The following is a 20,984-nucleotide window of genomic DNA, read 5'->3' as shown; positions in this document are numbered from 1 at the left end:
TCCGGCCCCCGCGGCCGCGAGACTACAACAATGACAACACACAAGAAGAGTGGAGCACTATGAAGAAGGGTACTCAGCGTCTATCCCGCCTGTTCGCCGCGATGGCCATTGCCGGGTTCGCCAGCTACTCCATGGCCGCCGACACCATCAAGATCGCCCTGGCTGGCCCGGTCACCGGTCCGGTAGCCCAGTACGGCGACATGCAGCGCGCCGGTGCGCTGATGGCAATCGAACAGATCAACAAGGCAGGCGGCGTGAACGGCGCGCAACTCGAAGGCGTGATCTACGACGACGCCTGCGATCCCAAGCAGGCCGTGGCGGTCGCCAACAAGGTGGTCAACGACGGCGTCAAGTTCGTGGTCGGCCATGTCTGCTCCAGCTCCACCCAACCCGCCACCGACATCTACGAAGACGAAGGCGTGCTGATGATCACCCCGTCGGCCACCGCCCCGGAAATCACCTCGCGCGGCTACAAGCTGATCTTCCGCACGATCGGCCTGGACAACATGCAGGGCCCGGTGGCCGGCAAGTTCATCGCCGAACGCTACAAGGACAAGACCATCGCGGTACTGCACGACAAGCAGCAGTACGGCGAAGGCATCGCCACCGAGGTGAAGAAGACCGTGGAAGACGCCGGCATCAAGGTTGCCGTCTTCGAAGGCCTGAACGCCGGCGACAAGGACTTCAACGCGCTGATCAGCAAGCTGAAGAAAGCCGGCGTGCAGTTCGTCTACTTCGGCGGCTACCACCCAGAAATGGGCCTGCTGCTGCGCCAGGCCAAGCAGGCCGGGCTGGACGCGCGCTTCATGGGCCCGGAAGGGGTCGGCAACAGCGAAATCACCGCGATCGCCGGCGACGCTTCGGAAGGCATGCTGGCGACCCTGCCGCGCGCCTTCGAGCAGGATCCGAAGAACAAGGCCCTGATCGACGCCTTCAAGGCGAAGAACCAGGATCCGAGCGGCATCTTCGTCCTGCCCGCCTACTCCGCGGTCACAGTGATCGCCAAGGGCATCGAGAAAGCCGGCGAGGCCGATCCGGAGAAGGTCGCCGAGGCCCTGCGCGCCAACACCTTCGAGACTCCCACCGGGAACCTCGGGTTCGACGAGAAGGGCGACCTGAAGAACTTCGACTTCACCGTCTACGAGTGGCACAAGGACGCCACCCGGACCGAGGTCAAGTAAGCATCGTTGCAGTACGGAGCCCACGTCACCCACCGTGGGCTTTGTTTTAGTACCCGCATGATTCCGCGAGCGGCGGCCCGGCAAGGGCAGGCGAAGACCGGCAGCGTTCACTCCTGGTGGACGGGAGCGCGGCTTTCCCCTGCCTCCCGCCGGCCCGCCGCGCGCCGGATCGTGACGGGTCTCAGCAGCGTTCCGGCCCCACACCCGCGAGCCGAACGTCTACCTGCCGTACAACGGCGGGCGTTTAGCGAGAGAGTCCCATGCCCGAGATTTATCATTACCTACAACAATTGGTTAACGGCCTGACCGTCGGCAGCACCTATGCGCTGATCGCGATCGGCTACACCATGGTCTACGGCATCATCGGCATGATCAACTTCGCCCACGGCGAGGTGTACATGATCGGCTCGTACATCGCCTTCATCGCCATCACCCTGCTGGCGATGATGGGGCTGGACAGCGTTCCGCTGATGATGCTCGCCGCATTCGCCGCCAGCATCATCGTCACCAGTGCTTTCGGCTACAGCATCGAGCGGGTCGCCTACCGCCCGTTGCGCGGCGGCAACCGCCTGATCCCGCTGATCTCCGCGATCGGCATGTCGATCTTCCTGCAGAACGCCGTGATGCTCTCGCAGGACTCCAAGGAAAAGGCCATCCCGACCCTGCTGCCCGGCAACTTCGTGTTCGGCGAAAGCAGCATGAACGGCGTGGTGATCTCCTATATGCAGATCCTGATCTTCGTCGTCACCTTCCTGGTGATGTTCGGCCTCACCCTGTTCATCTCCCGCTCCCGCCTGGGCCGCGCCTGCCGCGCCTGCGCCGAGGACCTGAAGATGACCAACCTGCTGGGTATCAACAGCAACAACATCATCGCCCTCACCTTCGTCATCGGCGCCGCCCTGGCCGCCGTCGCCGCGGTGCTGCTGGGCATGCAGTACGGCGTGATCAACCCCGGGATCGGCTTCCTCGCCGGGATCAAGGCGTTCACCGCCGCGGTGCTCGGCGGCATCGGCAGCATCCCCGGCGCCATGCTCGGCGGCCTGCTGCTGGGCGTCGCCGAAGCCTTCGGCGCCGACGTGTTCGGCGACCAGTACAAGGACGTGGTGGCCTTCGGCCTGCTGATCCTGGTGCTGCTGTTCCGACCTACCGGCATCCTCGGTCGTCCGGAGGTGGAAAAAGTATGAGCCAGTCCCTCAAGCGCGCGCTGTTCAGCGCCCTCCTCGTGATCCTGGTGTCCTATCCGATCCTAGGCCTGAAGCTGCGCACCGTCGGCATCAAGCTCGAGGTCCTCGGCGCCGATGCGCAGACCCTCTGGACCATCGCCGCGGCCGCCCTGGCCATGTTCGTCTGGCAGCTGTTCCGCGACCGCATCCCGCTCAAGCTGGGTCGCGGCGTCGGCTACAAGGTCAACGGCAGCGGCCTGAAGAACTTCCTCAGCCTGCCATCGACCCAGCGCTGGGCGGTCCTCGCCCTGGTCGTGGTGGCTTTCGTCTGGCCGTTCTTCGCCTCGCGCGGGGCGGTGGACATCGCCACCCTGATCCTGATCTACGTGATGCTCGGCATCGGCCTGAACATCGTGGTCGGCCTGGCCGGCCTGCTCGATCTCGGCTACGTCGGCTTCTACGCGGTAGGTGCCTACACCTACGCGCTGCTCGCCGAGTACGCCGGGTTCGGCTTCTGGACCGCCCTGCCGATCGCCGGGATGATGGCCGCGCTGTTCGGCTTCCTCCTCGGCTTCCCGGTGCTGCGCCTGCGCGGCGACTACCTGGCGATCGTGACCCTCGGCTTCGGCGAGATCATCCGCATCCTGCTGCGCAACATGACCGAGATCACCGGCGGTCCCAACGGCATCGGCTCGATCCCCAAGCCGACCCTGTTCGGCCTGACCTTCGAACGCCGCGCGCCGGAAGGCATGCAGACCTTCCACGAGTTCTTCGGCATCGCCTACAACACCAACTACAAGGTCATCCTGCTCTACGTGGTGGCCCTGCTGCTGGTGCTGCTGGCCCTGTTCGTGATCAACCGGCTGATGCGCATGCCGATCGGTCGCGCCTGGGAAGCGCTGCGCGAGGACGAAGTGGCCTGCCGCGCTCTCGGTCTCAACCCGACCATCGTCAAGCTCTCCGCCTTCACCATCGGCGCCAGCTTCGCCGGTTTCGCCGGCAGCTTCTTCGCCGCCCGCCAGGGCCTGGTGACGCCTGAGTCCTTCACCTTCATCGAGTCGGCGATGATCCTTGCGATCGTCGTGCTCGGCGGCATGGGTTCGCAGCTCGGCGTGATCCTCGCCGCGGTGGTGATGGTGCTGCTCCAGGAAATGCGCGGGTTCAACGAATACCGCATGCTGATCTTCGGCCTGACCATGATCGTGATGATGATCTGGCGTCCCCAGGGACTGCTGCCGATGCAACGCCCGCACCTGGAGCTGAAGCCATGAGCCGACCGATTCTCGAAGTGAGCGGCCTGACCATGCGCTTCGGCGGCCTGCTGGCCGTCAACGGCGTCAACCTGAAGGTCGAGGAAAAGCAGGTGGTCTCGATGATCGGCCCGAACGGCGCCGGCAAGACCACCGTGTTCAACTGCCTGACCGGCTTCTACCAGCCCACCGGCGGCCTGATCCGCCTCGACGGCGAGGAGATCCAGGGCCTGCCCGGCCACAAGATCGCTCGCAAGGGCGTGGTGCGGACCTTCCAGAACGTCCGCCTGTTCAAGGAAATGACCGCGGTGGAGAACCTGCTGGTCGCCCAGCACCGCCACCTCAACACCAACTTCCTCGCCGGCCTGTTCAAGACCCCGGCATTCCGCCGCAGCGAGCGCGAGGCCATGGAGTACGCCGCGCACTGGCTGGAGGAAGTCAACCTTACCGAGTTCGCCAACCGCAGCGCCGGCACCCTCGCCTACGGCCAGCAGCGACGCCTGGAGATCGCCCGCTGCATGATGACCCGCCCGCGGATCCTCATGCTCGACGAGCCGGCCGCCGGCCTCAACCCGAAGGAGACCGACGACCTCAAGGCGCTGATCGCCAAGCTGCGCAGCGAGCACAACGTGACGGTATTGCTGATCGAGCACGACATGAAGCTGGTGATGAGCATTTCCGACCATATCGTGGTGATCAACCAGGGCGCCCCCCTGGCCGACGGGACGCCGGAGCAGATCCGCGACAACCCGGACGTGATCAAGGCTTATCTGGGGGAAGCGTGAGCATGCTGAGTTTCGACAAGGTTTCCACCTACTACGGCAAGATCCAGGCGCTGCACGACGTCAGCGTGGAAGTGAAGAAGGGCGAGATCGTCACCCTGATCGGCGCCAACGGCGCCGGCAAGTCGACCCTGCTGATGACGCTCTGCGGCTCGCCGCAGGCGGCCAGCGGCAGCATCCGCTACGAAGGCGAGGAACTGGTCGGCCTGCCCTCCTCCACCATCATGCGCAAGAGCATCGCGGTGGTCCCGGAAGGCCGCCGGGTCTTCTCCCGCCTGACGGTGGAAGAAAACCTGGCGATGGGCGGCTTCTTCACCGACAAGGACGACTACCAGGTGCAGATGGACAAGGTGCTGGAACTCTTCCCGCGCCTGAAGGAACGCTACGAACAGCGCGCCGGGACCATGTCCGGCGGCGAACAGCAGATGCTCGCCATCGGCCGCGCGCTGATGAGCAAGCCAAAGCTGTTGCTGTTGGACGAACCTTCGCTCGGCCTGGCGCCGATCATCATCCAGCAGATCTTCGAGATCATCGAGCAGCTGCGTCGCGAAGGCGTCACCGTGTTCCTCGTCGAGCAGAACGCCAACCAGGCGTTGAAGCTCGCCGATCGCGCCTACGTGCTGGAGAACGGCCGGATCGTCATGCACGACACCGGCGCCGCCCTGCTGACCAACCCGAAGGTGCGCGACGCCTACCTCGGCGGCTGAGTACCGGCTACAGGCCGTAGCGCTCGATAGCGTCCAGGTGCGGCTGGGTGTCGACCTCCGCCGCTTCCGCCAGGCGCAGCCAGCACATGCGGTGCGGCCATTGCCCGGTGGCCTCCTGCAACGCCTGGTGCAGGTCGCGCGGCGCCTGCTGCGCGGGTGTCGCGACGGTGAAGTAGATCGCCCGCAGTTCCTCGCCGCTGCTGGCATCGGTGACCTGGTAGTCGCGGTTGCTGTGCACCCAGACCTTCCAGCCGCGCGCGTCGAGCGTTTCGCGGAAGGCGTCGAAGGCCTCGTCGCCCGGATAGACGCCGTCCACCAGCCAGCTCGGCGAGTAACCACCGCTCTCGAGGACGTGCACCACCGCATAGGTGGGAACGAAACGCTTGCGCTCCTCCTCGTCTTCCGGAGCCGGATAGATCAGGCCGGCGTCGAACACCACCCAGTCACCGACCCGCTGGCTGCGATTGCCCGGCGCGTTCTCGAGGACCCGCGCGGTCACCGGGCCGGTGCGCCGGGCGTAGTAGTCGAGCGCTTCGCCATCCTCGATGTAGCGGACGATCACCCAGCCCCAGTCTTCCTCGATCGGTCCGTCGCCGGCGGCGAACTCCATGCCCATGCCGGCAGCGACCTCGCGCAGCATCGTCCAGTCGCGCGCGGCGCTGGCGGCGGTCATCTGGTCCCACTGCACCGACTGCGGCTCCTCCAGCTTGCCGGCCAGACGCTGGTAGGCCAGCGCCGCCTCGGCGAAGCGATCCTGCTCCATCAGCGCCTTACCCAGCAGGCTGTGGGCTCCCAGCGAGCCGGGAGAAATTTCCAGCACCGATTGGCAGGCGCGCTCCAGCTCCGGCCAGTCGTTGAGTTTCTCGGCCAGCTTGACTTCGCTCCACAGCGCGATCAGCGGCACGCTGTCGGCGTAGAGCCGGCCGAGGCGCTTGACCTGGTCGTACTCGCCGCGGGCCAGCAAGGCATTGAGCAGGTAGTAGGCCAGTTGCTGCTCCTCGTCGGTGTGGCGCTCGACGTACTCCCAGAGCAGGTCGATGGCCTCGTCGTCGGCGGAGCAGGCCTGTAGCGCCGAGGCGGCCACTTCGCGCAAGGCGGTGTCGTCGGGCCGCTCGGCCAGCGCCTGGAGCAGCCACTGCACTTCTTTCTCCGGGTTGCGCGGCGCGTCTTCGCTGCCCTGAGCAGCCAGCCAGTCGAGCAACTCCGCAGCCGGCACCGGCAGCTCCTGCTGCTGCGGCGCGGCATCGATCTCCTCCCTCAACCCGGCGAGCAACTGGCTGGCGCCCCGATCGCGCTGCAACTGTTGAGCATGCTGTTCGGCCAGCGCCAGGTGGCGCCTGGCGCTCCATACCGAACCGCGTTGCAACGCGAGGCGGATGGCCTGGCTGGCAACATCGATGACCACCCGGTGCGCGCCCTTCTGCGAGTAGTGTTCGAGCATCTGCTGCAGGCGCCCGCCGAAGTCCCAGGTGTTGCGCTCAGGGGTCCGTTGCAGCAGCAGGTAGACGGCGCGCAGCCAGATCGTACGGTAGCGCGGGGCAATCTCGGAGAACGGCAGCAGCGCCTCCAGGGCCTCCTCGTCGCGCCCCAGCAACGCCAGGCCGTGGGCCTTGTACAGACGCCGCGGCTGGCTGATGTTGTTCCACTCCGCGCCCTCGACCTTCTCCTCCATCTCGCCGATCAGGGCCAGCGCCTGTTCCGCGCGCCCCAGGTTCAGCAGGATCGCCACGCGCATCTCCAGGAGGCTGTCGAATACCTCCTCGCCGGCGGCGAGGATCTTCTTCTCCTGTTCGGCCAGGAAGGCCAGGGCATCTTCGCCGCGCCCGTCGTCGAGCAGCGCCTCGGCCTTCTCGTTGCTCAGACAGTGGAAGCAGGCCCAGGTCGGGTCGATCCGCGCCAGGGTCTCGTCGCACACCTCGATGCGTTCCTCCACCCAGCCCGGGCCGTCGACGTTGGCGTAGCACGACGCCAGGTCCTGGGTCACGCAGACCGACTGCGGGCAGGCCTGGGTGTCGTCGCGGTTGGCCAGTTCGAACAGGGAAACGGCGTCGGCCAGGGCGGTCTCACCCTCCAGTTGGTTGCCGACCCGGTTACGCATTTCCCAGTGGCGGACGAAGATTTCCAGCCACGGGTTGTTCAACGTCCGGCTCAGCGCCTTGACCTCCGGCAACAGCGCCTCGGCGCGCTCCACCTCGAGGTCGCAGACGTACGCGGTGAGTTCGTCGATCAGCCGCGCACTCTGCTCCTGGCCGGCCTCACGCAGGTCGGCGCGGAGCTTCTCCACCCAGTTCCAGATATCCATATGCTTCAGTCTCCATCAGGCGTGTTGCGAATTTTCTTATTGCCCCAGCAGGCGCTTCACCGAATCGGCGAGTCCGGCCAGGGCCTGGTTCAGCGAGGTCGCGGGCTGGCCGCGTCCCTGTCCGGCGATGATCACTTTGAACGAGCGCAGCAGCAACGCCGCATGGGCCGCTTCGTCGCGTTCCTCGCCGACGGCCGCGAGCAGCGCCTGCACCGCCGGATTGTCGAGGTTGACGTAGAGCCGGCTCGGCTGGCGATTGTCGAGCTTGCGGGTGAACTGCCGAGCCAGGCGCAACGCCGCGGTGGAAATACGCTTGTCGGCCTCGTCGTCCTCCAGTCGCCGCTTGAGTTCGGCGTCGCGGTCGGGCACCACCACAAGCGGCAATTCCTCGGGGCTGAAGCGGGCGATCACCAGTTGCTCCTCGGCGCCGCCCAGGTGTTCGGCCAGCCAGCCGGTCTCGCGCTCGGGCAGTCGGTCGAGGCGGAACAACTGGCGGTTGCCCTGCTCGGTGCCCAGCTCCACCAGGCGCATCCCCTTGGCCTGCGCCCAGCGACGGAGGAAGGGTACCACCGCATAGCGATTGCCATGGGCCACCGGTACGCCCATGGCACGGAACAGCATTTCCTCGAAGCCGCTGTCGTTGTCCAGCAGCACATGCACCGCTCCGCGCGAAAGGAGTTCGGAAGCCGGGAGGTCGCCCTGGGAGGTGGGTACGCGCAGACTGTCCATCATCAGCGCGAACAGACGCTCGTCGCACAACGCCGCTCCCAGCAGGGCCTCGTTGTGCCGCAGCAGGACCCGCCGCCAGGCCTCCGGCTGCTGCCGCGCCACCTCGCCGAGCCCGGCGATCAGCGCCTCGGCCAGCGCATGCTGGATCGCCGCGTAATGGTCGTCACGCTGCAGGTCCTCGCGGCTGGCGGTGGGCGTCAGGCGGTTCGACTCGATCACCCCGCCGACGAACCCGGCCCAGGACGGCAGCAGGTCGCGGGCGTCATCGTCGAGCAGCATGCCGCGAAGGAATACCGAGAGATTGCGGTTGTCGCTGGTGCCATAGGTGCCGCCGTCCTGGATCCACAGCAGGCCCTGCACGTCGACCCGCTCGTCCGGGCGCACCGGCAGGCAGCAGATCGGTTCGAAGTCATGTTCGAAACGCGCGGCGAACTCCAGGTCGCGGCGCTGCCGTTGCAGCGGGTGCAGCGCGGCGTCGGCGGCCAGCCGCCACGGCGGCGGCTCCGGGTTGATCGACTGGGCGTCGCCGCCGACGTGGATCGGCTCGCGCAGCAGCACGCAGTAGCGTTCGAGGATCTCGCGCAGGCGCGCGGCCTGGGTCAGCGCACTGTATTCGTCCTGCAGTTCGAGGGTGATCTCGGTACCCACCGGGCGCGCCGGCATCGGCGTCACGCTGTATTGCTCGGCGTTGCTGGAGACGTAGCAGAAGCCCAGTTCCGGCTGCTGGTAGGACGTGGTCCGCACGCTGACCCGGCGGGCCAGGACGAAAGCGGAGAGGAAGCCCAGGCCGAACATGCCGATCAGCCCGCTGTCCTCGTGGCCGGACTGGCGCAGTCCACGGGTGTAGCCGACGCCGACGGTGGCCAGGTAGGCGTGGATTTCGTGCTCGGTGAGCCCGGCGCCGGTGTCGACGATGCGCACGGTGTTGCTGGCACTGTCGCCGATCACCTCGATTCGCGACGGCCCTTGCCAGTCGGGCTGCTCCAGGCGGCGACGGAGGATCGAGTCGTGGGCGTTCTGCACCAGCTCGCGCAACGCCACGGTGGGCGTGGAATAGAGGTGCTTGCTGAGCACCGACATCACGCCGTTGAGGTCGACTCCGGCGCGACGGATCTGGGGAGTGTTCGATTGCGGAAAGCTGCTTTGCATGTCCCTATCCAAGCGTTCGATGAATGGCGTCCGCTCGCACGCGAGCGGTCCGGTGCGGGATTCTGCCACGTTCCGTCACGTTCCTTGTGCAACGGCGTGCCCGCGATGAACTTCAGGCCGCATGGAAGCTGCCCGGAGTGCAATAGAGCCGCGTCGCGGCGAAATGTTCAACCCTCCAGGCCGATCAATTGTCGCCGGCTGCGCTCGAACCAGTCGAGCAGGTAATCGGCGAGTACCTGGGTGCGCCGCGGCAGGCCGCCCTGGAACGGATGGACGAGGAACATCGGCGTGCTGCGCGTCTGGTAGTCGCGCAGCAACCAGGCCAGGCGGCCGTCGCCCAGTTCGTCGTGGACCATGTATGACGGCAGCCGGGCGATGCCGGTGCCGGCCAGCGCGGCCTTCTTCAACAGGCTGTAGTGGTTGCTGGCGAGAAAGCCGGCAACCCGTACCCGCTCCAGCCGATGGTGGCGGTGATAGAGCCACTCCTCGTGGCCGCTGTAGTGCGAGTTCAGCAGGCACTCGCGCTCGGCCAGCTCGGCCGGGCGTTGCGGCTCGCCGTGTCGCGCCAGGTAGGCGGGACTGGCGCAGGTGATTTCCTGCAGGACGAACAGCGGCCGCGCCACCAGCCGGGCGTCCTGCTCGACCCCAGAGCGGATCGCCAGGTCGAAGCCCTCGCCAACCAGGTCGCGCAGGCCGTTGTACAGGTCCAGCTCGACACGCAGCAGCGGATGGCGTTCCTGGAAGTCCTCCAGCAGCGCGTCGAACAGGGTCTCGCCCAGCGAGACCGGGAGGGTCACCCGCACCCGTCCTTCCGCTCGCTCCTGCAAGCGCGCCACCGCCTGCCGCGCGCGCTCGGCCTGCACCAGCAAGGCCTGCGCCTCGGGCAGCAGCGCGGCGCCGGCGGCGGTCAGCGAAAGACGGCGGGTGGTGCGGTGCAAGAGGGTCACGCCGAGCTTCTGCTCGAGGACGCCAATGCGCTTCGACAGTTGGCCCTTGCTGCAACCGAGGCGCTCGGCGGCGCGGGTGAAACTGCCCAGGTCGTGGAGTACGGCGAAGGCGGCGAGATCGTCCAGGTCCTTCACGATTGTTTCCCTATGAAAACGGCAGGTTGTCGATTGACAGGATTATCCACAGCAAAGGCGACTCTACACTGGAAACCACTCACCTTCACGCAACGAGAGGCCTGTATGAAAATCATCCTGATCGGCGCCAGCGGCACCCTTGGCAAGGGCATCGACAAAGAACTCGGCGAGCGCCACGAGATCGTCCGGGTAGGCCACAGCAGCGGCGATTTCCAGGTCGACATCAGCGACGCGGACTCCATTCGCGCCCTGTTCGAGAAGACCGGTCGCTTCGACGCGCTGGTCGCCGCGGTCGGCAAGGTGCACTTCGGCGCCCTGGAGGAAATGGGCGAGGCGCAATACCAGCTCGGCCTGCGCGACAAGCTGATGGGCCAGGTCAACCTGGTACTGCTCGGCCGCGAGTACGCCAACGACGGGGGCTCCTTCACCCTCACCAGCGGCGTGCTCGCCGAGCAGCCGATCCGCTTCGGCAGTTCGGCGAGCATGGTCAACTGCGCCGTCGAGGGCTTCGTCCGCGGCGCAGCCCTGGAGTTGCCGCGCGGCCTGCGCATCAACGCCGTCAGCCCGACCGTGGTCAGCGAGGCGCTGCCCGGCTACGCGCCCTACTTCCGTGGCTTCAAGCCGGTTCCGGCGGCGGACGCCGCGCTGGGCTACGCACGCAGCGTGGAAGGCGCGCAGACCGGCCAGGTGTACCGCATCTGGTAAGCGATATTTCTCAGGAGAGGCGGTCGGCGTAGCAGGTCGGCGAACTGCCCGGCTGCTGGCGGTCCAGCTCTTCCTCGAGGAACTCGGCCAGCACCACGGCATTGTTGTGCTGCTGGTCGTGGGCGCCGTAGAGCAGCGTCAGGGTACCCTCGCGAGCGCAGTCGAGCAGGCCCCACCAATGTTCCGGGTGCGCCTGCAACTCGGCGCGGTAGTGTTCGCGGAAGCTGTCGAAGAGTGCCGGATCGTGGCAGAACTGCTTGCGCACCTCGTTGGAGGGCGCCACGTCCTTCAGCCAGTCGTCCATGGCCAGGGCCTCCTTGCGGATGCCGCGCGGCCACAGCCGGTCCACCAGTACGCGCCGGCCATCGGCGGGCGACGCCGGTTCGTATACACGCTTGCATTGGATCATCGATCGACTCCCTGGTTGCGATGAAGTCCGATCCGGACTTGAGCTAGGCCCGGACGCTCGGTAACGTGGGCGCATTTTCGATGGAGTCTTCCCTATGCGCCCTGCCCGTCTGCTGGTCTACAGCCTGCTCCCCTTGTTCGCCGCCTGCCAGGTGTGGAAGCCCGAATCGCCGAGCACCAGTGTAGACACCCGCTTCCAGGGCGAACTGGTGAAGATCAACGGCGCGCTGCAATTCCGCCCCTGTACCGAGAAGCGCCTGTTCAGCATCGAGGACGTGGCCAATACCGGCCTGCGCCGCGAAGCCGACAGCCTGTTCGACGACGGCGCCCAGGGCCTGTTCGTCGACCTGCGCGGCACCATGGGACCGGCCAAGGTCCGCGGTACCGACGGCAAGCTGGAGGTCAGCCGACTGTACCGCGTGCAGAACGAGGGCCCCGGCTGCGACGACCCGAACTTCAAGCTGCTGACCTTCGCCGCCAACGGCAACGAACCCTTCTGGAGCGCCAGGGTGAACAACCAGGGCCTGCGCCTGGACCGCCCGGAACACGAGACCCTGGCCTTGCCTTACGTCGCCGAGGAACTGCCGAACGGCAGCACCAGCTATTCCAGCGAGGCGAACGGCAAGAAGGTCGAATTGTGGATCGCCCCGTCGTCCTGCACCGACAGCATGAGCGGCGCCTTCAGCAGCTACTCCGCCGAACTGCGCATCGATGGCGAGACGCTGCGCGGCTGCGCCTATCCGGGCGCACTGGGCAAGTGAAGCGAGGGGCCGCGCAGCGGCGGCCCTTCCCTACAAGAGCAGTCCGGCCTGCTCCAGGCGCCGCCGCAGCGCCGTCAGGCCGCCCTCGTACTCCCAGTAGGCGACGCGCCCGTGGGAGGCGCTGACCAGCAGGTATTTCTCGCTGATCGACTGGATCCGTTCGATGCGCAGCAGTTTCTCGACGAAGCGTTCCTCGCCGATCTGCTCGACGATTTCCCGGTTGTCCGCGTCGTAGCCGTGGACCATGAAGGCGGCGCGCACCTTGAGGCGGATGAAACTCATCGCACGGCTCTGCGCTGGAGGGAAAGATTGCGATGGCACACTGTCGAGCGCCCCGAGCCGTTCGGTCGCCGCGCCGGATCGGCGTAGGTTTCCAGCTCGACGAAGCCGGCCTTGCGCATCATTCCCGCCGACGCCAGGTTCTCTTCGTGACGATCGATATAGACGTCCTCGATGCCTTCGTCGGCCAGTTGGGCCAGCACCGCCTCCAGCAACGCGCTGCCGAGCCCCTGGCCGGCCGCCGCCGGATGCACTACCGCCTCGCAGATGTAGGCCCGCGGCGCATCGGCACGCTGCGGCTGGTAATGGGCGAAATCCTCGGTGCGACGGAAGCTGGCGAACCCCAGCAGCCGATCGTCGCGCTCGGCCAGGACGGCACGTACCTCGCCGTCGGCGATGGCTCGCAGATGCGCACGCACCCCCTCCTCCGGCAAATGGTTCCAGGGATTCGGCCCGTGGCGCAGCAACAGGTCGGTCATGGCCTCGATATCGCCGGTTTCGGCAGCTCGCAAACGGTGCATATCCACTCCTTCAAAGTCCAGCCACCAGCAGCCCGTCGGGCAACGCCACGCCCCGCTCGATGCAGGCAGCCAGCGCCTCGACCAGGGGTTCCAGCGCATAGCCCTGCCTGGCCAGCCAGACCGGATCGTAATAGGTGGTCGCATAGCGTTCGCCGCCGTCGCAGAGAATCGCCACCAGCGAACCCTTCTCGCCGGCCGCGACCATTTGCCGTGCGGCCACCAGGGCGCCGATCAGGTTGGTTCCGCTGGAGCCGCCGACCCGCCGCCCCAGGCGTCGGGCCAGGTAATGCATGGCCGCCAGCGACCAGGCGTCCGGCACCTTGACCATCGCGTCGATCACTTCCGGCAGGAAGGACGCCTCGACCCGCGGCCGGCCGATGCCCTCGATCCGCGAACCGCAATCCAGGGTTAGGCCACGGTCGCCGCTGACATAGGCGTCGAAGAACACCGAACGCTCGGCGTCGGCGCAGAGTACCCGGGTGCAGTGCTGGCGATAGCGCACGTAGCGGCCGAGGGTCGCCAGGGTGCCGCCGGTACCGGGGCTGGAGATCAGCCAGGTCGGGGTCGGGTACGGCTCGTGGCGCATCTGCTGGAAGATCGATTCGGCGATGTTGTTGTTCGCCCGCCAGTCGGTGGCGCGCTCGGCATAGGTGAACTGGTCCATGAAATGGCCACCGCTCTCCCGCGCCAGGCGTTCGGACTCGGCGTAGATCTGGGTGGGGTCCTCCACCAGGTGGCTCTGGCCGCCGTAGAAGGCGATCTGGGCGATCTTTTCCTTCGAGGTGCTGGCCGGCATCACGGCGATGAAGGGCAGGCCCAGCAGGCGTGCGAAATAGGCTTCGGAAATCGCCGTGGAACCGCTCGATGCCTCGATCACCGGCGCGGCCGGCCTGAGCCAGCCGTTGCACAGCGCATAGAGGAACAGCGAGCGCGCCAGGCGATGCTTGAGGCTGCCGGTGGGGTGGCTGGACTCGTCCTTGAAGTACAGTTCGACGCCAGGCAGGCCGGGAGTCTCCAGGGGGATCAAATGGGTATCGGCGCTGCGCTGGAAATCCGCTTCGATGATGCGGATCGCCTCGCGGGCCCATTGGCGGTGGTCGACGGTCATGGAAACTCCTTCAGTTCAGGACGCCGGCCGGAGGCGGCGGCGGAGCGCTGCGCCACTGGCTGATGGCGACGCCGATGAAGACCAGGCCGGCAGCGAGCATCTGCGGGCCGTTGAGGGTTTCGCCGAGGAACAGCGCGGCGAATACCAGGGTGAAGACCGGGATCAGGTTGATGAAGCCCGATGCCTGGCTGGCCGGCAGTCGACCGACGCCGAAGTTGTACAGGCCGTAGGCGCCCACCGTGACCACCACGCCGAGATACACCACCGCCTGGATCCCCAGCGCGCTGGGCTGGCTCGGCAGGTCGGCGCTGGCCAGCGCCAGCGGCAGGAAGAACAGCGTGCCGACGAAGGCCTGCATGGCGGTCAGGGCGAATGCCGAGTAGCGCGCCGAAAGGTGCTTCAGCAACAGGGTATAGCCGGTGGCGCAGAGCATCGCGAGAAGTTCGAAGAAGTTGCCCAGCAGCGGCTGCGGCGCGTGCAGGTCGGGCTCGCCGGCGAGGCTCAGCCAGATCGAACCGAGCACCGCCAGGCCAAAGCCGATCCAGGTCATCCGGCCGATCCGTTCGTGCAGCAGCAACCAGGCCCCCACCGCCACCAGCAACGGCAGCAGCGCGGTGATCATCCCGGCCTGGGCCGCGCTGGTGTATTGCAGGGCGAAGGATTCGCAGAGGAAGTACAGGCAGGGTTCGCAGACGGCCAGGCCGAGCAGGTACTTCCAGTCGCCCGGGCGGTAGTCGATGCGTCCGCGCCAGCGCCAGGCAACGAGGAACACCAGGCTGCCGAGGGCCATGCGACCGAAGATCACCCAGAGCGGCGGCAGTTCGCGGAAAGCGACCTTCAGCACCACGTACGAACTGCCCCACAGCGCCATCGCCAGGATCAGGCAGGCCAGGGCGAACCAGCGCGTCCGAGTCAAGGGAATCTCCACCACGGGCGCCGCCGCGGCGCCGGAAAAAGGACTCCCAGTATAGGCAGCCGGCTAGCTGCGCCGACAGGCACAGAAAGCGGGCAAAACTGTTGCGCCGGGCCTCACTGCTCCCAGGGCTTGCCGCGAGTCTTCTTCTCCAGCGGCAACTGCTGCAGCACCGCGGCCTTGGCCAGCATGTAGGCGCTGACCGGGGCGCTGATGAAGAGGAACAGGCTGATCAGCAATTCGTGCAGGCTGATGCCCGCCTGGCGGTTGGAGAAATAGATCAGCGAGGCGACGATCACCCCGCCGACCCCGAGGGTGGTGGCCTTGGTCGGCCCGTGCAGGCGCATGAAGAAGTCCGGCAGGCGGTACAGGCCGATCGCGCCGATCAGGACGAAGGCGCTGCCCAGCAGGAGGAACGCCGAGACGATGATTTCCAGCCACAGGCTCAGGGGTTCGCCAGTCATTCGATGATGTCTCCGCGCAGCATGTATTTGGCCACCGCCACCGTACCGACGAAGCCGAGCACCGCGATCAGCAGCGCCGCCTCGAAGAACAGGTCGCTGTCGCGCCAGATGCCGTACAGCACCAGCAGGGCGATGGCGTTCACGTAGAGGGTGTCCAGCGCCAGCGCCCGGTCCGGCAGGCACGGCCCCTTGACCAGGCGCGCCAGGGTCAGCAACAGGGCCAGGCCGAGCAGCGCCAGGCACAGCGGGATCACGTAAGCGAGCATGGGAAGATCTCCTTCAGCGGCGCTTCGTAGCGTTGCTTGATCTCGGCGATCAGCGCCGCCTTGTCCGGCACGTCGAGGCCGTGCACCAGCAAGGTCTTGCGGTCGTCGCTGAGGTCCGACGACACCGACCCCGGGGTCAGCGAGACGATGCTCACCAGCACGCTGATGGCGAGGTCGTTCTCCAGCTCGATCGGCACCTCGACGAAGGCCGGACGCAAGCGCTCGATCGGTCCGAGGGTCAGGCGGGCAACCTGGATGTTGGCGACGAGGATGTCCCACATCACCAGCGCCAGCAGCTTCAGCAGCAGCAACGGATGCCACTCCTGGCTGCGCCCGACCAGCAGGCGGTTGGTCAGCAGCGGAATGCACACGCCGAGGAAGGCGCCGAGCAGCCAGTGGCCAATGGCGAAGGAATCCACCAGCAGCAACCAGACCAGCAACAGCAGGACACTAAGCACGGGATGAGGCAGTACGCGAAGAAGCGGACGCGGCAACGAGCGGCTGATCATGCGGCACCTCCGCGGGTGATGATCTGGCGATACAGGTCGAGGTCGTGCAACTGCGCCGCGGTGGCCTGGACGTAGGCCAGCAGCGGCTTCGCGGCGAACACCAGCAACGGGCCGGCGGAGAGCAACAGGATGCAGGCGAACAAGCGGCCGTGGTCCAGTTCGGCGCTACCGAGCACGGTATGCCCGGTGCGCCAGAACAGCGTGCTGCCGGCCCGGCTCAACGCCACCAGCGCCACCAGGCCGCTGCCCAGTACCACGCTCCATAGGGCCAGCGCCTGGCTGCCGGGAGCGACCGACTGCAAAAGCATGACCTTGCCGAAGAACCCCGACAATGGCGGCAGACCGGCAACGGCGATGGCGCCGATGAAGAAAGCCCCGCCGAGCAACCGAGGATTCTGCAACGCCGGGCCCTGGACCAGGTCGCCGGCCTTGTCGCCGCGCTGGCGGGCGACCAGGTCGGCGAGCAGGAACAGGCCACCGGCGATCCAGGTACTGTGCAGCAGGTAGTACAGCGACGCCGCCAGCGCCCGCTCGCTGCCCAACGCCACGCCAGCCAGGAGGGTTCCGGCGGAGACCACCACCAGGTAGGCCAGCAGGCTTTGCAGGGTCCGCGCCGCCAAGGCACCGATCGCGCCCAGGCCGAGGGTCGCCAGGGCCAGCGGCCAGAGCCAGGCCTGCGCCAGGTTGGCCAGCTCGCCGGCGGCATCGCCGAAGACCAGCGTGTAGACCCGCAGGATCGAGTAGATGCCGACCTTGGTCATGATCGCGAACAGCGCCGCCACCGGCGCGCTGGCCGCGGCATAGGCGCGCGGCAGCCAGAAGTACAGCGGCAACAGCGCCGCCTTCAGGGCGAACACCACCAGCAGCAGGAGCCCGGCTGCCGCCAGCAGCGGCGCGCGCTCGGCATCTGCCATGGCGATCTTCTGCGCCATGTCGGCCATGTTCAGGGTGCCGGTGAGGCCATACAGGGTACCCACGGCGATCAGGAAGAACGCCGAGCCGACCAGGTTTAGGATCACGTAGTGCAAGCCCGAGCGCACCCGCTCCGCGCCGCCGCCATGCAGGAGCAACGCGTAGGAGGCGATCAGGAGTATCTCGAAGAACACGAACAGGTTGAACAGGTCGCCGGTCAGGAAGGCGCCGTTGATACCGAGCAGCTGGAACTGGAACAACGCGTGGAAATGCTTGCCCAGGCGGTCGTCGCCACGCAGCGCGTAGATCAGCGCGGCGCTGCCGAGCACCGCGGTGGCCAGCAGCATCAGGGCGGCGAGACGATCGAGCATGAGCACGATGCCGAACGGCGCGGCCCAGTTGCCCAGGGCATAGACGCTCAGGTCGCCGCTGGCGGCCGTACGTATCAGCAGCAGGCTCAGGGGGATCAGTGCCAGCGCCGCGAGCAACGACAGGCCGCGCTGCCAGCGCTCGGCCAGCGGCAACAGCAGCAGGCTGCCGGCAAACAGGGGGAGCAGGATCGGCAGGATCAGCCAATGGCTCATGGGCGCGGCTCCTCCTCGTCCGGGCGTCCATCTACGTGGTCGCTGCCGAGGTCACCGAGGCCACGCAGGGCCAGGACCACGACAAAGGCGGTCATGGCGAAGCCGATGACGATGGCGGTCAGCACCAGCGCCTGGGGCAACGGATCACCATACTCCCCGGGAGTGCCGATCACCGCGACGCTGCCGCCGAGCCGGCCCATGGCGAACAGGAACAGGTTGACCGCGTAGGAGATCAGCGTGAGACCGAGCACCACCGGGAAAGTCCTCGCCCGCAGCAGCAGGTAGACGCCGCTGGCGGTGAGCAGGCCGAGGGTGATGGCGAACAGGGCTTCCATCAGAGCGCCTCCTCTTGTGCGACGGGTTCAGGCATCAGGCTGAGCTTGCCGAGGTAGGACAGGATCAGCAGCGCGGCACCGACCACGGTGAGGTACACGCCGAGGTCGAACAGCATCGCCGTGGCCAGCTCGATCTCGCCGATCAGCGGCAACTCGAAGTGGCCGAACGCGGAAGTCAGGAACGGATAGCCGAACAGCCAGCTGCCGAGCCCGGTGAGCCCGGCGATCAGCACTCCGGCGCCAGCCATGGCCGCATAGTTCAGCGGCAGGCGCTGCTCGACCCACTGCGAGCCGCTGGCGATGTATTGCAGCACCAGGGCGATGGCAGTCACCAGGCCGGCGATGAAACCTCCGCCCGGCAGGTTGTGGCCGCGCAGGAAGATGAACACCGAGATCAGCAACGCCAGCGGCAGCAGCACCCGCGACAGGGTTTCCAGGATCAGCGGGTGCTTGGCGTGGGCCCAGTTACGACCCTGCGGGTCGCAGGTCGGCTTGTGCAGGGCGAAACCGGCGAGCATCGCGTAGATGCCGACGCCGGCGATCGCCAGCACGCTGATCTCGCCGAGGGTATCGAAACCACGGAAGTCCACCAGGATGACGTTGACCACGTTGTAGCCGCCGCCCCCGGAGACGCTGTTCTCGACGAAGAATCCGGCGATGCTCTCGTAGGGCCGGGTCAGCACCGCGTAGGCCAGCAGCGCCACCAGCATGCCGACCCCGCCGGCCAGCGCCACGTCGCGCAAGCCGCGCAGGCTGGAGGACTCCGCCGGAGTGCGCGAGGGCAGGAAATACAGCGCCAGCATCAGCAGGACCATGGTCACCACTTCCACCGACAACTGGGTCAGCGCCAGGTCCGGGGCCGAGAAGCGAGCGAAGGCCAGGGCCACCAGCAGGCCGGCGACGCTGAGGATCAATAGCGCGACCAGGCGCATACGATGGAACAGCGCCGTGGCCAGGCCGCTGAAGGCCAGCACCAGCATGCCCAGGGCGGTGATACCGTCCAGCGGGGTCAGGCCGCGCGAGCCGGTCAGCCTCGCCAGCGGTGCCAGCTCGACCGCCACCACGACCAGCGCCGCGCCCAGCAGCCAGGCCAGGTAGCGCTGCAGTGACCCGTTCTCCAGCCAGGCGGTCAGGCGCGCGGCCAGGGCCACCACACGTTGCACCTGCTGCTCGAAGACCAGCTTGGCGTCCACCTCCGGTAACCCGGCGTACCAGTTGAACAGCGGCTTGCGCAGGACATAGACCAGCACACCGCCAACCAGCGCCACCACGCTCATCAGCAATGGCAGGTTGAAACCGTGCCAGATCGCCAGGCTGTATTCCGGCAGTTGCCCGCCAAGGCTGGCACTGGCGGCGGCGGCCAGCAGCGGCGCCACGGTGTAGGCCGGCAGCATGCCGACCAACAGGCAGAGGAACACCAGGATCTCCACCGGTACCTTCATGTAGCGCGGCGGCTCGTGGGGCGGGAACTTCGGCAACCGGGCCGGCTCGCCGTTGAAGAACACGTCGTGGATGAAACGCAGCGAATAGGCCACCGAGAACACGCCGGCCAGGGTCGCCACCGCCGGCACCAGCCAGTTGAAGCTGCCCAGCAGGTTCTGGCTGAGGGTTTCGCCGAAGAACATCTCCTTGCTGAGGAAGCCGTTCAGCAGCGGCACCCCGGCCATCGCCAGGGAGGCGACGATGGCCAGCACCGCGGTATGCGGCAGGTACTTCCACATCCCGTTGATCAGGCGCATGTCGCGGCTGCCGGTCTCGTGGTCGATGATCCCGGCGGCCATGAACAGCGAGGCCTTGAAGGTCGCGTGGTTGATGATGTGGAACACCGCGGCGACGTTCGACAGCGGGGAGTCGAGGCCGAACAGCAGGGTGATCAGGCCCAGGTGGCTGATCGTCGAGTAGGCCAGCAGCCCCTTCAGGTCATGCTGGAACAGTGCCATGCCGGCCCCCAGCAACAGCGTCACCAGGCCGCTCAGGCTGACCAGGTAGAAGAACCACTCGGTGCCGGCCAGCGCCGGATACAGCCGGGCCAGCAGGAATACGCCGGCCTTGACCATGGTCGCCGAGTGCAGGTACGCGGAAACCGGGGTCGGCGCCGCCATCGCGTGGGGCAGCCAGAAATGGAAGGGAAACTGCGCCGACTTGGTGAACACGCCGAGCAGGATCAGTATCAGCACCAGCGGATACAGGGCGTGGGCGCGGATCAGCTCGCCAGCCGCGAGGACCTCGGTGAGTTCGAAGCTGCCGGCGATGTGGCCGAGCAGCAGCACCCCGGCCAGCAGCGCCAGGCCGCCCCCTCCGGTAACGGTCAGGGCCATCCTCGCACCCTTGCGGGCGTCGGAACGGCTGCCCCAGAAGCCGATGAGCAGGAACGAGGACAGGCTGGTCAGCTCCCAGAAGAGCATCATCAGCAAGAGATTTTCCGCGAGCACCACGCCGAGCATGGAGCCCATGAACAGCAGCAGGAAAGCGAAGAAACGCCCCATCGGCTCCTGTTCGGAGAGGTAGTAGCGGGCGTAGAGGATCACCAGCAGGCCGATGCCGAGGATCAGCAGGGCGAAGAGGAAACCGAGGCCGTCCAGGCGCAGGCTGAGGTTGATGCCGATTTCCGGCAGCCAGGAATAGCTGGCGGTCAGGGTCTGCCCGGCGAACACCGTGCCGCGCTGCCCGAGCAACAGGATCAGGCCGATCAGCGGCGCCACGCCGGCGGACGCCGCGCACAAGGTGCGGCCGCCACGCTCGGCAAGCAGGGGCAAAAACGCCCCCATGAACGGCAGCGCGATGATCAGCGCCAGAATCATGGGCTACTCCTCTTCGATGGCGGAGCCCCCGGCATGCCTGGCCGGCGGTGCTTCCCCGCGGTTGTCGGTGCGC

21 protein-coding genes are annotated in these 20,984 nt (G+C 66.9%); 7 read left to right on the top strand and 14 right to left on the bottom strand.

The annotated features are described in order from the left end of the window. The first annotated feature begins 59 nt into the window (after positions 1-59). The 5 genes from FHW81_RS13930 (at position 60) to FHW81_RS13910 (ending at position 5,083) form a co-directional block, all read left to right on the top strand. Entirely contained in the window at positions 60-1,181 is a 1,122-nt protein-coding gene (locus FHW81_RS13930; RefSeq protein WP_003082136.1) for a branched-chain amino acid ABC transporter substrate-binding protein, read from the top strand. A gap of 260 nt (positions 1,182-1,441) precedes the next feature. Further along, positions 1,442-2,365, top strand: a complete 924-nt coding sequence (livH, locus tag FHW81_RS13925; protein ID WP_003086391.1) for a high-affinity branched-chain amino acid ABC transporter permease LivH — start codon at positions 1,442-1,444, stop codon at positions 2,363-2,365. Then, positions 2,362-3,615 (top strand): high-affinity branched-chain amino acid ABC transporter permease LivM, encoded by a 1,254-nt coding sequence (locus FHW81_RS13920; RefSeq protein WP_003082131.1) that lies wholly within the window; start codon positions 2,362-2,364, stop codon positions 3,613-3,615. Before livH ends, FHW81_RS13920 begins: the two co-directional genes overlap by 4 nt. Further along, the gene (gene livG / locus FHW81_RS13915) at positions 3,612-4,379 is read left to right on the top strand and encodes a high-affinity branched-chain amino acid ABC transporter ATP-binding protein LivG (RefSeq protein WP_003082125.1); all 768 of its coding nucleotides are present in this window, start codon (positions 3,612-3,614) and stop codon (positions 4,377-4,379) included. Before FHW81_RS13920 ends, livG begins: the two co-directional genes overlap by 4 nt. A gap of 2 nt (positions 4,380-4,381) precedes the next feature. Next, complete coding sequence (locus tag FHW81_RS13910; protein ID WP_003086389.1) at positions 4,382-5,083, top strand: ABC transporter ATP-binding protein; 702 nt, start codon at positions 4,382-4,384, stop codon at positions 5,081-5,083. A 7-nt stretch (positions 5,084-5,090) separates the two neighbouring features. Here FHW81_RS13910 and FHW81_RS13905 read toward each other — a convergent pair whose 3' ends face one another. From FHW81_RS13905 to FHW81_RS13895, 3 genes are all read right to left on the bottom strand, one after another. Further along, entirely contained in the window at positions 5,091-7,385 is a 2,295-nt protein-coding gene (locus FHW81_RS13905; protein ID WP_003082116.1) for a hypothetical protein, read from the bottom strand. A gap of 36 nt (positions 7,386-7,421) precedes the next feature. Continuing rightward, positions 7,422-9,332, bottom strand: coding sequence for an ATP-binding protein (locus FHW81_RS13900; protein ID WP_003082113.1), 1,911 nt, complete (start codon positions 9,330-9,332; stop codon positions 7,422-7,424). A gap of 98 nt (positions 9,333-9,430) precedes the next feature. Then, complete coding sequence (locus tag FHW81_RS13895; protein ID WP_003082110.1) at positions 9,431-10,345, bottom strand: LysR family transcriptional regulator; 915 nt, start codon at positions 10,343-10,345, stop codon at positions 9,431-9,433. A gap of 105 nt (positions 10,346-10,450) precedes the next feature. On the opposite strand from FHW81_RS13895, the gene FHW81_RS13890 reads away from it, so the two are divergent. Continuing rightward, positions 10,451-11,050: a short chain dehydrogenase gene (locus FHW81_RS13890; protein WP_003108693.1), complete on the top strand. Its 600-nt coding sequence runs from the start codon at positions 10,451-10,453 to the stop codon at positions 11,048-11,050. A 10-nt stretch (positions 11,051-11,060) separates the two neighbouring features. On the opposite strand, the gene FHW81_RS13885 is transcribed toward FHW81_RS13890, so the two are convergent. Further along, complete coding sequence (locus FHW81_RS13885) at positions 11,061-11,459, bottom strand: DUF488 domain-containing protein (RefSeq protein ID WP_023090750.1); 399 nt, start codon at positions 11,457-11,459, stop codon at positions 11,061-11,063. Positions 11,460-11,553: 94 nt separating this feature from the next. Here FHW81_RS13885 and FHW81_RS13880 point away from each other — a divergent pair, with 94 nt between their 5' ends. Beyond that, on the top strand, positions 11,554-12,219 hold the full coding sequence (locus tag FHW81_RS13880) for a COG3650 family protein (RefSeq protein WP_003082099.1): 666 nt from the start codon (positions 11,554-11,556) through the stop codon (positions 12,217-12,219). A 30-nt stretch (positions 12,220-12,249) separates the two neighbouring features. On the opposite strand, the gene FHW81_RS13875 is transcribed toward FHW81_RS13880, so the two are convergent. The 10 genes from FHW81_RS13875 to FHW81_RS13830 all read right to left on the bottom strand — a co-directional run bounded on the left by FHW81_RS13875 (position 12,250) and on the right by FHW81_RS13830 (position 20,911). After that, on the bottom strand, positions 12,250-12,501 hold the full coding sequence (locus tag FHW81_RS13875) for a hypothetical protein (protein ID WP_003082096.1): 252 nt from the start codon (positions 12,499-12,501) through the stop codon (positions 12,250-12,252). Next, positions 12,498-13,019, bottom strand: coding sequence for a GNAT family N-acetyltransferase (locus tag FHW81_RS13870; protein ID WP_003082093.1), 522 nt, complete (start codon positions 13,017-13,019; stop codon positions 12,498-12,500). The genes FHW81_RS13875 and FHW81_RS13870 overlap by 4 nt, the downstream gene beginning before the upstream one ends. 10 nt (positions 13,020-13,029) lie before the next feature. Further along, positions 13,030-14,127, bottom strand: coding sequence for a PLP-dependent cysteine synthase family protein (locus FHW81_RS13865; protein ID WP_003112514.1), 1,098 nt, complete (start codon positions 14,125-14,127; stop codon positions 13,030-13,032). Between the two features lie 10 nt (positions 14,128-14,137). After that, complete coding sequence (locus FHW81_RS13860; RefSeq protein WP_003082086.1) at positions 14,138-15,043, bottom strand: DMT family transporter; 906 nt, start codon at positions 15,041-15,043, stop codon at positions 14,138-14,140. Positions 15,044-15,156: 113 nt separating this feature from the next. After that, positions 15,157-15,504: a Na+/H+ antiporter subunit G gene (locus FHW81_RS13855; protein WP_003082083.1), complete on the bottom strand. Its 348-nt coding sequence runs from the start codon at positions 15,502-15,504 to the stop codon at positions 15,157-15,159. After that, the gene (locus FHW81_RS13850) at positions 15,501-15,770 is read right to left on the bottom strand and encodes a K+/H+ antiporter subunit F (RefSeq protein WP_003082079.1); all 270 of its coding nucleotides are present in this window, start codon (positions 15,768-15,770) and stop codon (positions 15,501-15,503) included. The genes FHW81_RS13855 and FHW81_RS13850 overlap by 4 nt, the downstream gene beginning before the upstream one ends. Beyond that, positions 15,755-16,279 (bottom strand): Na+/H+ antiporter subunit E, encoded by a 525-nt coding sequence (locus FHW81_RS13845; RefSeq protein WP_003082074.1) that lies wholly within the window; start codon positions 16,277-16,279, stop codon positions 15,755-15,757. The genes FHW81_RS13850 and FHW81_RS13845 overlap by 16 nt, the downstream gene beginning before the upstream one ends. Then, positions 16,276-17,775, bottom strand: coding sequence for a monovalent cation/H+ antiporter subunit D (locus FHW81_RS13840; protein WP_003123177.1), 1,500 nt, complete (start codon positions 17,773-17,775; stop codon positions 16,276-16,278). Before FHW81_RS13840 ends, FHW81_RS13845 begins: the two co-directional genes overlap by 4 nt. Next, entirely contained in the window at positions 17,772-18,110 is a 339-nt protein-coding gene (locus tag FHW81_RS13835) for a Na+/H+ antiporter subunit C (protein ID WP_003082068.1), read from the bottom strand. Before FHW81_RS13835 ends, FHW81_RS13840 begins: the two co-directional genes overlap by 4 nt. Further along, on the bottom strand, positions 18,110-20,911 hold the full coding sequence (locus tag FHW81_RS13830; protein WP_171893897.1) for a monovalent cation/H+ antiporter subunit A: 2,802 nt from the start codon (positions 20,909-20,911) through the stop codon (positions 18,110-18,112). Before FHW81_RS13830 ends, FHW81_RS13835 begins: the two co-directional genes overlap by 1 nt. Positions 20,912-20,984: the final 73 nt, after the last annotated feature.

Origin of the sequence: Pseudomonas sp. RC10-4-2 (assembly GCF_050433085.1) — a bacterium.
In the GTDB taxonomy this organism is placed as follows: Bacteria; Pseudomonadota; Gammaproteobacteria; order Pseudomonadales; family Pseudomonadaceae; genus Pseudomonas; species Pseudomonas aeruginosa.
The sequence above is the reverse complement of the archived record's forward strand: the minus strand, read 5'-3'. Positions and strand labels throughout refer to the sequence as shown.